At 66.0% G+C, this 13,769-nt stretch carries 13 protein-coding genes; 9 read left to right on the plus strand and 4 right to left on the minus strand.

Features of this window, described 5'->3' with window-relative positions; genetic code table 11:
• Positions 1 to 160: 160 nt before the first annotated feature.
• Positions 161 to 1,321, minus strand: a complete 1,161-nt coding sequence (locus ACSSV4_RS09370; protein ID WP_454274877.1) for a TonB family protein — start codon at positions 1,319 to 1,321, stop codon at positions 161 to 163.
• Between the two features lie 340 nt (positions 1,322 to 1,661).
• The gene (locus tag ACSSV4_RS09375; RefSeq protein WP_454274878.1) at positions 1,662 to 2,492 is read right to left on the minus strand and encodes a zinc-ribbon domain-containing protein; all 831 of its coding nucleotides are present in this window, start codon (positions 2,490 to 2,492) and stop codon (positions 1,662 to 1,664) included.
• Between the two features lie 171 nt (positions 2,493 to 2,663).
• Between ACSSV4_RS09375 and ACSSV4_RS09380 the strand changes: the two genes are divergently transcribed.
• From ACSSV4_RS09380 to ACSSV4_RS09390, 3 genes are read left to right on the plus strand one after another with little or no spacing between them, the layout of a single operon-like run.
• Positions 2,664 to 3,341, plus strand: coding sequence for a cell division ATP-binding protein FtsE (locus ACSSV4_RS09380; protein WP_454274879.1), 678 nt, complete (start codon positions 2,664 to 2,666; stop codon positions 3,339 to 3,341).
• The gene (locus ACSSV4_RS09385) at positions 3,338 to 4,246 is read left to right on the plus strand and encodes a cell division protein FtsX (RefSeq protein WP_454274880.1); all 909 of its coding nucleotides are present in this window, start codon (positions 3,338 to 3,340) and stop codon (positions 4,244 to 4,246) included. Before ACSSV4_RS09380 ends, ACSSV4_RS09385 begins: the two co-directional genes overlap by 4 nt.
• Positions 4,243 to 4,983, plus strand: coding sequence for a lysophospholipid acyltransferase family protein (locus ACSSV4_RS09390; RefSeq protein WP_454274881.1), 741 nt, complete (start codon positions 4,243 to 4,245; stop codon positions 4,981 to 4,983). The genes ACSSV4_RS09385 and ACSSV4_RS09390 overlap by 4 nt, the downstream gene beginning before the upstream one ends.
• A 59-nt stretch (positions 4,984 to 5,042) precedes the next feature.
• Here ACSSV4_RS09390 and hemN read toward each other — a convergent pair whose 3' ends face one another.
• Entirely contained in the window at positions 5,043 to 6,398 is a 1,356-nt protein-coding gene (gene hemN, locus ACSSV4_RS09395) for an oxygen-independent coproporphyrinogen III oxidase (RefSeq protein ID WP_454274882.1), read from the minus strand.
• Positions 6,399 to 6,469: 71 nt separating this feature from the next.
• Here hemN and fnrL point away from each other — a divergent pair, with 71 nt between their 5' ends.
• Positions 6,470 to 7,216, plus strand: a complete 747-nt coding sequence (gene fnrL, locus ACSSV4_RS09400) for a transcriptional regulator FnrL (RefSeq protein ID WP_454274883.1) — start codon at positions 6,470 to 6,472, stop codon at positions 7,214 to 7,216.
• Complete coding sequence (locus ACSSV4_RS09405) at positions 7,209 to 8,129, plus strand: PhzF family phenazine biosynthesis protein (RefSeq protein ID WP_454274884.1); 921 nt, start codon at positions 7,209 to 7,211, stop codon at positions 8,127 to 8,129. The genes fnrL and ACSSV4_RS09405 overlap by 8 nt, the downstream gene beginning before the upstream one ends.
• Positions 8,130 to 8,201: 72 nt before the next feature.
• Here the strand turns inward: ACSSV4_RS09405 and ACSSV4_RS09410 are convergent, their stop codons facing one another.
• Positions 8,202 to 9,152, minus strand: a complete 951-nt coding sequence (locus ACSSV4_RS09410) for a GlxA family transcriptional regulator (RefSeq protein ID WP_454274885.1) — start codon at positions 9,150 to 9,152, stop codon at positions 8,202 to 8,204.
• A gap of 127 nt (positions 9,153 to 9,279) precedes the next feature.
• Here ACSSV4_RS09410 and ACSSV4_RS09415 point away from each other — a divergent pair, with 127 nt between their 5' ends.
• From ACSSV4_RS09415 to ACSSV4_RS09430, 4 genes are read left to right on the plus strand one after another with little or no spacing between them, the layout of a single operon-like run.
• Complete coding sequence (locus tag ACSSV4_RS09415) at positions 9,280 to 9,984, plus strand: GntR family transcriptional regulator (protein ID WP_454274886.1); 705 nt, start codon at positions 9,280 to 9,282, stop codon at positions 9,982 to 9,984.
• An 8-nt stretch (positions 9,985 to 9,992) separates the two neighbouring features.
• Complete coding sequence (locus ACSSV4_RS09420) at positions 9,993 to 10,910, plus strand: dihydrodipicolinate synthase family protein (protein ID WP_454274887.1); 918 nt, start codon at positions 9,993 to 9,995, stop codon at positions 10,908 to 10,910.
• 3 nt (positions 10,911 to 10,913) lie between these two features.
• Positions 10,914 to 12,410: an aldehyde dehydrogenase gene (locus ACSSV4_RS09425; RefSeq protein ID WP_454274888.1), complete on the plus strand. Its 1,497-nt coding sequence runs from the start codon at positions 10,914 to 10,916 to the stop codon at positions 12,408 to 12,410.
• The gene (locus ACSSV4_RS09430) at positions 12,407 to 13,747 is read left to right on the plus strand and encodes an NAD(P)/FAD-dependent oxidoreductase (RefSeq protein WP_454274889.1); all 1,341 of its coding nucleotides are present in this window, start codon (positions 12,407 to 12,409) and stop codon (positions 13,745 to 13,747) included. The genes ACSSV4_RS09425 and ACSSV4_RS09430 overlap by 4 nt, the downstream gene beginning before the upstream one ends.
• Positions 13,748 to 13,769 lie beyond the last annotated feature (22 nt).

The raw sequence follows: 13,769 nt of genomic DNA on the forward strand, positions 1-13,769 counted from the left end.
TCTTCCTTTTGTGGGGGCACCGCACCTGCCAAGCCGGGTTACGGTGCGCCTTTCATGTCAAGTTCGCGCCAGCGGCGCGCCGGTCCCGCGGGGCATCGCCACAGGGGGCAGTGCCAGGTTCGTGCGGCACACCCACGGGCATGTCGATCAGTCCATGAGATCACCTTCTTTGATATGAAAACACCATTCTTTGACTGGCACCTTCCGGCGGAGGCGGGAAGGGAGCCGCGCGTCTGACCTGAGCGGTGGCGGCGCGCCTGATACCGGGATGACCGGTGCTTCTGAGGATATTGACCCAGGCGACGGTGCCGTCGGGGTTTATTCCGAAAGACACCTGCGCCGCGCCGCGCACCGAACGATCGACGGGAGGAAAGCGATTGAGCTGAACCAGAACCTGACCGGCGTAATTTGTCGTGCCCGCATTGCCGGGATTGCGCGCGCCGCTGAACCCCGTCGCGCCGGACCGTGCAGCGCCGCCGGCAGAGGCAAACGGATCGACACCGGTGCGTTTGTAGGCGGTCAGCGGCGATTCGATCGTGCCCGTCGCGCGCCCGGCCGGTGTTCCTTCGCGCAGGCCCGAAGTCGCCGGGGATGGCCGCTCCTTCGGGGGGCGCAGCGAGGTTGTGACGGCCGAGCTGGTTGCCTCCTCGCTGTCCTGCGCGGTCACCGTCTCGGGCTCGTCAGGCGCGGGGGCCACCGTTGTTTCCGGCAGCACGGGCTGGTGCGTTTCGGGGTCCGGGCTGAGTGCGGTGCTTGGCGAAGGGGCGGGCGTCGCGGTCTCGACGGGTGGCACCGGGGCCGCCTCGACGGTCTCGGAGTCGATCGGATCAGGGATTTCGGCCTGCGACCCCTCGGGGGGTTCGGCCTCCGCCTCGGGTTCGAGTGGCCTCAGGACCGCCATGTCCTCGACCCTGTCATCGTCGCCTCCGGGGTGCGCTGTGGTCTCAGGGGTGATAACGTCACTCGGGGATGGATCGACGGCGTCTGGCTCCAGCACATCGAGCGTTCCGGTATCGGGTGCGGTGACGTCCCGTGGAGTGTCGGATGCCACAAGGGCCTGCGTCATGGGGGTTTCTTCGGTCACCTGTTCGGGGGGTGTCTCGCTCGGCGGTTCGGGAACAGAGGCCGGTTCGGGTTCCGCGCTCTCGGCCATGGTATCGGCGAAATCCTCGAAGGTGCGCCCGACATCCGTCATCTCAGCGGCCCTGTCTTCGGTCGCTGGCGTCTCTTCCTGGCGCGCCGTAACGCCGAGTCCCAGAGCGTGCAGCAGCAAGGACAGCAGAATCGCCGCAACCGCAGCATAGATCGACCCCCTGAGCATTCAGGGGACCGGGCGGTGAACAGGGCGACGGACAAGCGCACGCGGCATCGGGTCGTGCGGGTGACGTCTTGAAAGGGTAAGGGGATGACATGACATGGTCGGGGTCCTTATCCGTCCAACACCGCGCGCCGAGCACCGTCCGCGCAGGTCAGATCTACCGGCCAATGCCTTTTGCTTCTATCGCAAAGGCTAGGCTCAAGGTAGGGCATCCGACATCATTGTGAATAGAGGTCATCCGCCAGCGATGTCCCGTCCCGGGCGCCGGATATTGGTTCCGGTGCAGCCCTGCCCGGCTGGTTGTTCCCGGCCAGGGCTGTCCGAGATGCAGTTGTGGGGCGTGTCAGCCGCCCATTTCGGCCATCACGCGCGCCACGAGGTCGTTCAATTGCACGCGGGCCGCGTTCACCGCCTCGACATATTGCGCGAGCGGGGCCTCGGCGGCGGGGATCATCTGGGCGAGGCTCGGGGCCGAGAGATAGACGATGGTGGCCAGCACGAAGGTGATCAGCGCCAGCCGGAAGCCTGACCGGAACCCGCCACGCCGCGCCGAGACCGGCATCTCCTCGGGAAGTGCTGCGGGCGCCGGTTCGTTGCGCTCGCCGACCGAACTCAGCGACGAGTTGATCTCTTCGATGTCGGGCAAGAGGTTGCGCCGCGACGAGGGGTCGATGTCGTCCTGTGCCGAGGTGCCTGTGTCCTGCGCGCTGGCGGCATCCGCGTCGGGCGGTTCTGCACCGCGCAGCCGTTCCATGCGCGCCCGCGCCTGTCGGCTGCGCTCGTCCTCGGTGGGTTCGGGGTTCGCAAGGCCGAGATCGGGTTGCGTCTCGAAGGCACCCGCCGTCTCGGCGGCGCGGGCGGCGCGCTCGCGCTCGGCTTCTTGGCGCAGGATGTCGGCGACGTTCGGATCGAGGCCGCGCTGCGCGGGTGGCTCTTGCGGTTGGGGGGGCTGCTCCGGAGCGGGGTCTTGCTCTGGCGGGGGGTGCTGCGCGACGGGGTCCGGCGAAACGCCCGGATCGTCGGCGGGCTCATCCGCTTCGGCGGGCGCGTGATCGGGGTGGTTCTGAAACCAGGTGTCGCCGCAATTGGAGCATTGCACGTCGCGCCCGGTGGTCGGGATCACCGCCTCCGGCACCTCGTATTGTGCCCCGCAATTCGGGCAAGTCAGCCTCATGGTGCCACCTGTCGCCTGTTTCCTGCCACCGTTATCCGGTCCTTTGTTGCAGGTGGCAGCATAAGCGGTTCCACGGCGTGGGAAAAGAGCAAAGCGAATCACGCGCTCGATCATTGCACATGTGTGGCCTCTGGGGCATTTAGGGAGAACATGCGCAACAAGGGGCGGCCCGTGATCGAGCTGGACAATGTGGCCTACAACTATGGCGGAGGCGAGTTGCTCAGCGAGGTGTCGCTGTCGCTCAGTCCGGGCTCGTTCCATTTCCTGACCGGGCCATCGGGGGCGGGCAAGACCACGCTCTTGAAACTGTGCTATGGTGCATTGGTGCCCACTTCGGGGCAGTTGCGCCTCTTTGGCCAGGACCGGCGCGAGATGGCGCGCGACGATATCGCCACGGTGCGGCGGCGTGTCGGCGTCGTGCATCAGGATTGCCAGTTTCTCGATCACCTCAGCGTGGAGGACAATATCGCCCTGCCGCTCAGCGTGTCTGGGCGCGATCTGCTGGCCGAGGCTGCCAATCTCAAGGAACTGATCGGCTGGGTCGGGCTGCGCGAGCGGGCCAAGGCTCGCCCGCCGGAACTGTCGGGCGGCGAGCGGCAGCGCGCGGCGCTGGCGCGTGCGGTGATCATGTCGCCCGATGTGATCCTCGCCGACGAGCCCACCGGCAATGTCGACTGGGACATGTCGCAGCGCCTGCTGCGCCTGCTGATCGAGCTTAATCTCATGGGCAAGACGATCCTGATTGCAACCCATGACCTGGCGCTCATCCGGGCCGCCAAGGCGCATGTGCAGGCGCGGGTGCTGCGCATCGCGGCGCGGCGGCTGCAACTGGCGGGGGCGGATCTGTGAGACTGGATATCCGGGCCCTTGCGGAACTGCTGATCGGGGATGTGCAGGCCGATCGCGTTGTGCCGCCCACTGGATTCACCGCTTGGCTGACGCTGTTCAGTGCGGGGGCGATGGCGTTTCTGGCGATCTTCGCGCTGGCGCTGTCGCTGGCGACGGGGCGTCTGGCCGAGCGTTGGGGCGACGAGCTTGCCCGTACCGCGACGGTCCGGATTTCCGCGCCCGAGGCACAGATGGCGGCGCAGACAGCCGCGGCGCTGCGCGTGCTTGAGACGACAACCGGCGTGGCGCGCGCCCGCGCGCTCGACGATGCCGAGCAGGCGGCGTTGCTGGAGCCGTGGTTCGGCCCGGACTTGCCGATCGACCAACTGCCCATCCCGCGCCTGATCGAGGTGATCGAGACCGGCGACGGTTTTGACGCCGAAGGGCTGCGCCTGCGCCTTCAGGCCGAGGTGCCGGGTGCAGTGCTTGATGATCACACGCGCTGGCGCGATCCATTGGTGCGCGCGGCCGACCGGCTGCGCCTCCTGGGTTGGCTGTCGCTGGTGCTGATCGGCGGGGCGACGGCGGCGATGATCACGCTGGCGGCCAATGCAGCCCTTGCCGCCAATGCGCAGGTCATTCAGGTGCTGCGTCTGGTGGGCGCGCGCGACACCTATATCGCGCGGGCCTTCGTGCGGCGCTTCACGCTGCGGGCGCTGGGTGGGGCCGCCCTGGGTGCCGGGCTGGGCTGTCTCGCCATTCTCGCCCTGCCCGGCACCGATGCGGTGACAGGCGGCTTTCTGACCGGGCTCGGGTTTCAGGGCTGGCACTGGCTCTGGCCGCCGGTGGTGCCGGTTCTGGCCGCCATGGTCGCGTTCTTCGCGACCCGTGCCGCGGCGCGCAAGACCTTGGAGGAGATGCCGTGATGCAGGCGGTTCAATGGCTGCGGTCGCTGGTTTTCGTGGTGTTCATCTACGCGATGATGCCGGTCCTGGGGTTGCTCTACCTGCCCTGGGCGCTGCTCAGCCGCAAGGGCGCGCTGGCGGCCTGTCATGCGTGGTGCCGCGTCGTGCGCTGGGCGGCGCGCTGGATGGTGGGGCTGCGCACCGAGGTGCGCGGCACGCCGCCCACCGACGAGGTGCTGATCGTCGCCAAGCACCAGAGTTTCCTCGACATCATCCTGATCTACGGTTCCGTGCCGGCGGGCAAGTTCATCATGAAGCGCGAATTGATGTATGCGCCGGTGATCGGGCAATACGCGCTGCGCATCGGCTGCGTGCCGGTGGACCGCGGCAAGCGCAGCGCGGCGATCAAGCAGATGGTTGCCGACGTGGGCAAGGGGCGGCTGGAGCCCGGTCAGCTGATCATCTACCCGCAGGGTACACGGATCGCGCCAGGGGTGCAGGCCCCCTACAAGGTGGGTTCTGGCGTGCTCTATCAGGAATTGGGGCAGGACTGCGTGCCGGTGGCCACCAATGTGGGGGTTTTCTGGCCACGCATGGGCATCCTGCGCAAGCCGGGCCTCGCGGTGGTGGAATTCCTGCCGCGCATCGAGGCGGGGCTGGACAAGGCGACCTTCATGGCCAGGCTGGAAGAAGAGGTCGAGTCCGCCTCGAACAGGCTCATGCGCGAAGCGGGGTTCACGTCGGAACGCGGGGCGTGACCGGTGACCGGGGTGCCGGGGCCGGGCAGGTCGTGCCCGGCGCAGGCTCGCGCGGTGTTTCAGATCGCTGAACTGTGCCCGTCGGCATTCATCTCGTAGACATCGAACTGCCGGGCGATCATACGCGTGAGCGGGCGTGCCTCTTGCGGGATGAAAAGCCCGGTGTCATCGAGTTTCAGGTGCCCCTCATAGGCGCGCGCGACCTTTGAGAGCATGTCGTGCAGCGCGGCGGGGGCAATGTTGAAGTCACGGATGATCTCTGTGGCGTCGATGCGGAATTCGCACATCAGCTGTTCGATCAACCGTCCGCGCAGCCGGTCGTCATCCGAGAACACGTGCCCCCGCGCCGTCGAGAAGCGTCCCTCGCGGATGGCCCCGGTATGGGCCCCTGTGGCGGGCGCGTTCTGCGCATAGCCTTGCGGAAAGCGCGAGATCGCCGAGGCCCCGAGGCCGATCAGGGCCGCTGCGGTGTCATCGGTATAGCCCTGGAAGTTGCGGCGCAGGCGTCCGGTCTTTTGTGCCACACTCAGGCTGTCCTCTCTGGTGGCGAAATGGTCGATGCCGATCTCGTCATAGCCGTCCCAGAGAAACAGTCGCCGGGCCGTGTCGAAGAGCGCAAGCCGTTCCTGCGGGGTGGGCAGGGCATCCGAAGGGATCATCTGCTGGCGCTTGGCCATCCACGGCACATGTGCATAGCCATAGAGCGCCACACGATCGGGGTTGAGCGACAGGAGTTTCTGTACGCTTTCAGTAATCCGCGCCTTGGTCTGGTGCGGCAGGCCGTAAAGGATATCGGCGTTGAGGCTGGCCACGCCGCGCGCGCGGATTTCCTCGGCCGCCCAACGGGTGATGTCATAGCCTTGCAGGCGACCGATGCTTTTCTGGATCTCCTCGTCGAAATCCTGCACCCCGATGGAGGCACGGTTCATGCCCGCCGCAGCGAGCGCGTCGAGGCGTGGCCCGTCGATCTCGTTGGGGTCAATCTCGACCGAGAATTCGGTCGCGTCGGTGAAGGGAGCAATGTCGCGGATGGCACCGGCCAGTTCGCTGATCATGCCGGGTGACAGCAGCGTGGGCGTGCCGCCCCCCCAATGCAGCCGCGACAGGCGCACGCCGTTGGGCAGATGCGTGCCAAGCATCGCGATCTCGGTTTTCAGGGTTTCTAGATAGGCTTGCACCGGCTTGTCGCTCTGGGTGCCTTGCGTGCGGCAGGCACAGAACCAGCAAAGCCGCCGACAGAACGGCACATGCACGTAGAGAGAGACCTCCGCTCCCTCTGGTATCGCTTTGATCCAACTGCAGAAATTGTCTGGTCCCACAATGCGGTTGAAGTGGGGCGCGGTCGGGTAGCTGGTGTAGCGTGGCACTTTGGCGTCAAAAAGACCCAGTTTGCCCAGTTGAGTTTGCGTATCCATGCGCCTAGGATTAGATACCAGCCGGGGCCAAAGCCTTGACCCAGATCAAAATGCGGAAAAAGTGACCCTTGATGTTGAAAGAATCTGCCCCCGCTGCGCCGCATGAATGTGCGGATTGCCCGATCCGCCATCGCGCGGTCTGCGCGCGGTGTGAAGCGGACGAATTGGAACTGCTGGATCGGATCAAGTATTACCGCAGCTTCGAGGCCGGGCAGACGCTGATCTGGTCCGGCGACCACATGGATTTCGTGGGGTCTGTGGTCACCGGCATCGCCACCTTGACCCAGACCATGGAGGACGGGCGCACGCAGATGGTGGGCCTGCTTTTGCCAAGCGATTTCGTGGGCCGCCCGGGGCGCGACAGCGCAGCCTACAACGTGGTGGCGACGACCAATATCGTGATGTGTTGTTTCCGCAAGAAGCCTTTTGAGGAGATGATGGCCCGTACGCCGCATATCGCGCAGCGCCTGCTGGAGATGACCCTTGACGAGTTGGACGCGGCCCGCGAATGGATGCTGGTTCTGGGCCGCAAGACCGCCCGCGAAAAGATCGCCTCGCTGATTGCGATCATCGCCCGGCGTCACGCCGCGATCAACATGCAGGGCATGCGCGGCCCGCTGGTGATCGACCTGCCGCTGACCCGCGAGGCGATGGCGGACTACCTCGGGCTGACGCTCGAGACGGTGAGCCGTCAGGTCTCGGCGCTCAAGAAGGACGGGGTGATCGCGCTCGAAGGCAAGCGCCGCGTGACGATCCCCGATTTCAACCGCCTGCTGGACGAAGCGGGTGATGACAGCGATGGCGGGATGCTTGTCTGATCCGCTGCCCTTCGCCACCTACGACGTTTTCACCGAGCGGCGCTTTTCCGGCAACCCGCTGGCCATCGTAGAGACCGCCGACGGTTTGAGCACGGCGCAGATGCAGACCATGGCACGCGAGTTCAACCTGTCGGAGACGATCTTTGTCCAAAGGCCCGACGATGCGGCGCATGACGCGAAGGTGCGCATCTTCTTTCCGACAGCCGAAATCCCGTTTGCCGGGCACCCGACCTTAGGCTGTGCGATTCACCTCGCGCTGAAATCGGCACCGGAGACGGATTTCGAGATCGCCATGACGCTAGAGGAGGTCGCCGGGCTCGTGCCGGTCCGCGTGTCGCGCAGCGGCGAGCGGTTGCAGGCAGAGTTTCGGGCCCCGGTTCTGCCGCACCCGCCCGAGCACGGGGCCGTTCCCGGTGTCGGGGAATTGGCGGCTGCGGTAGGGCTTGACCCGAAAACGATTGGAAGCGGCGCGCATGGGCCGGGCCTCTGGCAGGGCGGGCCAAGCTACCTCTACCTGCCCGTGCGCGACCTTGAGGCGTTGGCCATGGCACGTCCTGCCGAGCCCGCGTGGAGCCGCGCAATGGAGATTGCCGCCGCCGACAGTATCTATCTCTATGCGCCGCTGCCCCCGGGCGAGGGAGCAGATTTCCGCACGCGCATGTTTTCCCCGACGGCTGGGATCCCGGAGGATCCTGCCACCGGCTCTGCGGCCGCCATCATGGCGGCGCAACTGCATGCCGCCGGTGAGCTGAATGAGGGTGAAACGCGCCTGACGCTGCATCAAGGGGTCGAGATGGGGCGTGCATCGACAATTGGCCTTCGGATCGTTCTGCGGGACGGCATGCTGGCCGAAGTCCATGTTTCCGGAAGCGCAGTGCCGGTCAGTCATGGGTGGATCGGCTGTCCGGACTGATGTTCCCTTCCCTGCGAGGGTGCTTGGACTGTGGGCGATCCTTGTCGCGCCGTGCCGTGGCGCATTCCGGGTTCAGGACAGCCGTCCGCGCTGCTGCATCGGGGCCACGCCATAGGCCGCGCGATAGACGCGCGAGAAATGGCCGGAGCTCTCAAAACCGCAGGCCAGCGCGATCTCGATCACCGAGGCCTCGGTCTGGATCAGCAGGTGGCGCGCGCGTTCGAGGCGCAGGTCCATGAAATATTTCTTGGGCGAGGTGTTGAGGAACTTGCCGAAGAGCCGCTCCATCTGCCGTGTCGAGATGCCGATCTCGGCGGCGATCTGTGCAGGGCTGAGCGGCTCCTCGATGGTTTCGCGCATGCGCTGGATCGCACGGGTCAGGTGGATGTTGCGAATACCGTTGCGCGATTGCAGCGAGACGCGCTGTGCCGCCGTCGCCTCGCGCGCGGCGCTATAGACCATCTGGTCGGCCACCGCCATCGACAGGTCCGCGCCGTGATCACGCTCTATCAGGTGTAGCATCAGATCCGCCGTGGCCGTTCCGCCCGAGGCGGTGAGGTGGCGCTCGTCGGCGACAAAAACGTTGCGCACGAGGTTCACCTCGGGAAACCGCTCCATGAAGGCGTCGTGGAATTCCCAGTGGATCGCCGCCTTCATCCCGTTGAGGAAGCCGTCCTCGGCGAGGATCCACGCGCCTGAGCATAGCGCCCCGATGGGCGTGCCGTGCCGTGCCTCGCGGCGCAGCATGGTCAGGAGGGGTTTGGTCACATGCGTGCGCATGTTGATCCCCGACAGGATGAACAGCCGGTCGCATTTGGGCAAGGTGTCCAGCCCGTGATGCACCAGCGTGACCGATCCGTTGGAACAGGTGGCGCTCTGCCCGTCCTCGGACGCGAAGGACCAGCGATAGAGCGTCTCGCCGCTGAGCAGGTTGGCGATGCGCAATGGCTCGACCGCGCAGGAAAATGCGAGGTGCGAGAACTCCTCGACCAGAACGAAGGTGAAATGCTGAGGCTTGGTCATGGCAGGTCCATCGGAGGAGTATGATCTGTCTGACGCTGATTTCGTCAGAAGACAAGGATTATGCATTGCGTATACAGTTTGTATACTATAGAGGGCAAGGTGAAATTCACTCAAGGGGAGGCCCGCCATGGCCGCCAAAGACCGCAAGAGCACGCTCGCGACGCATCTCAAACACGCAATTCTCACCACGGCGCGCCAACCCGGTGCCGATCTCGACGAGGCGGCAATCTGCGCGGAGTTCGGGCTGTCGCGCACCCCGGTGCGCGAGGTGTTCCGCGAATTGGCGGGGCTCGGCTATATCGACCTGCGTGACAATCGCGGGCCGCGCGTCGCGGATCTCACGCATACCACGCTGCGCGATTTCTTTCTGGCCGCGCCGATGATCTATGGGGCGATCCTGCGCCTTGCCGCGCGCAACGCCACCGATGTGCAGATACAGTCCCTGCGCGGTGCGCAAGAGAGGTTCCGCGCCGCCCTGCGCGCGGGCTCCACTCCCGATCGCACGCTGGCCAACAACCGGTTTCACGAGATCACTGGCGAGATGGCGGGCAATATCTACCTTCTGCCCTCGTTCCACCGCCTGCTGATTGATCACGCGCGCATTTCCATGACCTTCTACCGCCCGGAAAACGCCACCATGGCCGATAACGTGGCCGAGGCCAGCCGTCAGCATGACGCCATCATCGAGGCCATCGCCGCGCGTGATGAGGCGCAGGCCGCGCAACTGGCCGAGGATCACTGGAACCTCTCGCGTCACGAGATCGAACGCTTCGTGATGCCCGCTGCCCTCGACGTGCCGATGGGCCAGATCACCCGCTCCAGCCCCGCATGAGGACCGCCATGACCCCAATCTTTCGCTTTGACGGGATCTATACCCCCGTCATCACCCCTTACCACCCTGACGGCACGGTGAACCGTGATGCCTTGGCCGAGGTGATCGAGCACCTGATCGCCAGCGGCGTGCAAGGGATCATCACCGGCGGTTCCACCGGCGAGAACTATGCCCAGACCGTGGCCGAGCGGGTGGACCTTGGACGCCTGACCCATGCGCTGATCAAGGGCCGCCTGCCGTTGGTGATGGGCACGGGCGCGATGCTGACCGACGATTCCATCGCATTGGCGCAAGCCGCGCGCGAGATCGGGGCGGATGTGATCCTGCTGGCCTCGCCGCCCTATGCCGTGCCCACGGACCGGGAAAACGCGCTCAACGCGCTCGCCATCAACCGCGCGGCGGGTCTGCCGGTGATGCTCTACAACTACCCCGGCCGCACCGGCACGATGATGGGCGCGGAGTTTCTCGACCGCGTAGGGCGCAGCCGCAATTTCTGCGGCATCAAGGAAAGCTCGGGCGATATCAATCGGGTGCACCTTCTGGCCCGCGATTACCCGCATATCCAGATGGGCTGCGGGATGGACGACCAGGCGCTGGAGTTTTTCGCATGGGGGTCGACGTTCTGGGTCTGCGGCGGCTCCAACTTTCTGCCTGCCGAGCATGTGGCGCTTTATGAGGCCTGCGTGGTGGAGGGCGATTTCACCAAGGGGCGGCGCATCATGTCGGCCATGCTGCCGCTGATGCATGTGCTCGAACAAGGCGGCAAGTTCATTCAGACGATCAAACATGGCGTGACCATGGCGGGCATCGACGCGGGCGAGGTGCGCCCGCCGCTCAAGGGCCTCAACAAGGATGACAAGCGCGCATTGGAACAGGTGGTGCGCGTGCTGAAAACCACCATCGCAACCATCACGGCGGAGGGCTGAGACATGAGCTTGCTGACACGCGACGAATATGCGGCCATTGCCGCGACGCTCGACCTGCCGACGGGGGCGTTCATCGACGGCGGCTATCGTCCGGCGATCTCGGGCAAGACCTTTGCCAGTTTGAACCCCGCTACTGGTGAAACGCTGGCAGAGGTCGCTGCCTGCGGAGCCGAGGACGTGGATGTCGCGGTGACCAAGGCGCGCGCGGCGTTCGACGATGGCCGCTGGTCGCGGTTGCCCCCCTCGGCGCGTAAAGACGTTCTGATCCGTCTGGCCAAGCTGATGACCCGCAACGCGCGAGAATTGGCGGTGCTGGAAAGCCTCGACGCAGGCAAGACGATCTACGATTGCGAGACGGTGGACGTGCCCGAGACCATCCATTGCCTGAAATGGCACGCCGAGGCGATCGACAAGATCTACGATCAGGTCGCCCCCGCCTCGGAAGATCACATCGCCATGATTGTGCGTGAACCGATCGGCGTGGTGGGCCTCGTCCTGCCGTGGAATTTCCCGTTGCTGATGCTGGCGTGGAAGATCGGCCCGGCGCTGGCGGCTGGCTGCTCGGTGATCGTGAAACCGGCGGAGGAGACCAGCCTCACCGCGCTGCGCGTGGCGGAACTCGCGCATGAGGCGGGGCTGCCGCGCGGGGTGCTGAACGTGCTGCCCGGCAGCGGGCCCGAGGTGGGCGAGCCTTTAGGCCGTCACATGGATGTGGACATGGTCAGCTTCACCGGCTCCACCGTCACAGGCAAGCGGTTCCTGGGCTATTCGGGCGAGTCGAACGCCAAGGAGGTGGTGCTCGAGATGGGTGGCAAGAACCCCGCCATCGTCATGGACGACGCCGAAAATCTCGACCGTGTCGCGTCGCATATCGTGCAGGGCGCGTTCTGGAACATGGGCGAGAATTGCTCGGCCACCTCGCGCCTCATCGTGCACCGCGACGTGAGGGAGGCGCTTCTGTCACGGATCGAGGCCCATGCCCGCGAATGGGTGGTGGGTGACCCGCTCGACCCCGAAACGCGCGTCGGCGCGCTGGTGAGCCAAGCGCATTTTGCCAAGGTCTGCGGCTATCTCGATCAGGCTGAGAGTGTCGTTTTCGGCGGCACGGCGGAAAAGGGCTTTGTCGAGCCAACCGTCGTCATGCTCCCGGGCAACGATCACCCGCTGGCGCGGGAGGAAATCTTCGGCCCGGTGCTGAGCGTAATCGAAATCGGCAGCTTCGACGAGGCTATCGCGGTGGCCAATGACACCGATTACGGCCTCTGCGCTGCGCTCTTCACCGCCAATGCCAAGCGCGCGCTGCGTGGCGCGCGGATGCTTCGGGCGGGCACGGTGACGGTCAACAGCTTTGGCGAGGGCGATATCTCGACGCCGTTTGGTGGCTACAAGCAATCGGGCGTCGGCGGGCGCGATAACGGGCTGCACGCGCATGATCAGTATACCCAAGTGAAAACCATCTGGCTTGATCTGGCAGATGACGCGGATGAGGCGGTGGATTGAGCGACTACCGCGCAAGAACCATCCCGCGCCACCTCGGACCCGCCGCCTGGAACGCGATCCTGCCCGCGCAAGGCCCGGCGACCGCGCTCGAAGGGGACGCCACCGCCGATTTCGCGGTGATCGGCGCGGGTTTTGCCGGGCTGTCGGCGGCGCGGCGGCTGACCCAGCTTGCCCCGGGCGCGCGCATCGCGCTGCTGGAGGCGGGCCGTGTCGCCGAGGGGGCTGCGGGGCGCAACTCGGGCTTCATGATCGACCTGCCGCATGACTTGACCAGCGAGGATTACGCCGGGGCGGGCGATGACCGGGCGACGATCGCCCTCAACCGCATGGCGCAGGATTTCGGGCGCGACGCGGTTGAGGACTACGGTATCGCGCCCGCCTTCTTCGTCCCTGCGGGCAAGGTCAACGGCGCGGCATGCGCCGCGGCGCATGCCCATAACGAGAGCTACGCAAACCACCTGGCCAGTCTCGGTGAGGCCTCGGAAATGCTCGATGGGCAAGCGATGCGGGAGTTGACCGGCAGCGCCCATTACCGCTCGGGTCTTTATACTCCCGGCACGGTGATGCTCCAGCCCGCGGGTTATGTGCGCGGGCTGGCCGAGGGGCTGCGGCGCGACGGCGTGGCGCTCCATGAGCAGAGCCCCGTCACTGGCCTTACCCGGCAGGGCGAGGCGTGGCAGGTGGAGACGCCAAAGGGGCGGCTGAGCGCGGGCCGCGTGATATTGACGGTGAATGGCCATCTGGAAAGCTTCGGGATCGCGCGCGGGCGGCTGATGCAGGTCTTTCTATTTGCCACGATGACGCCCGAGCTTGATGCCGGCACGCTCGCCCGCCTCGGCGGGCGGCCCCGCTGGGGCGTCACGCCCTCGGACCCGATGGGCACCACCATGCGCCGCATCGACCGCGCGCAGGGTGGCAACCGCATCGTGACCCGCACCTGCGCGGTGCTGCGCCCCGGCATGGTGGCGCGGCAGACCGACATGACCCGCGCCGCGCGTGTCATGCAGCGCAAGTTCGAGCAGCGTTTCCCGCAGGTTGCGGGGCTGCGCATGGAATTTGCCTGGGCGGGGCATCTGTGCCTGAGCCTCAACGGTGTGGCGGTGATGCGCGAGATCGAGCCGGGGCTCTACGCGGGCTGCGTGCAGAACGGCCTTGGCACCGCGCGCGGCACGCTGACGGGAATGGCTGCGGCGGAGCTTGCCTGCGGCAAGACCAGCGCCATCACCCGCCACTTCACCGCAGAGGCAGAGCCCAAGCGCCTGCCGCCGCAGCCGTTCGCCGAGATCGGTGCCAATGCGGTGCTGCGCTGGAAGGAATGGCGCGCGGGCGCGGAGTGAGCGGGGGCGCTGCCCCCGTCGC

This window comes from Roseovarius sp. MBR-154, from assembly GCF_053628595.1.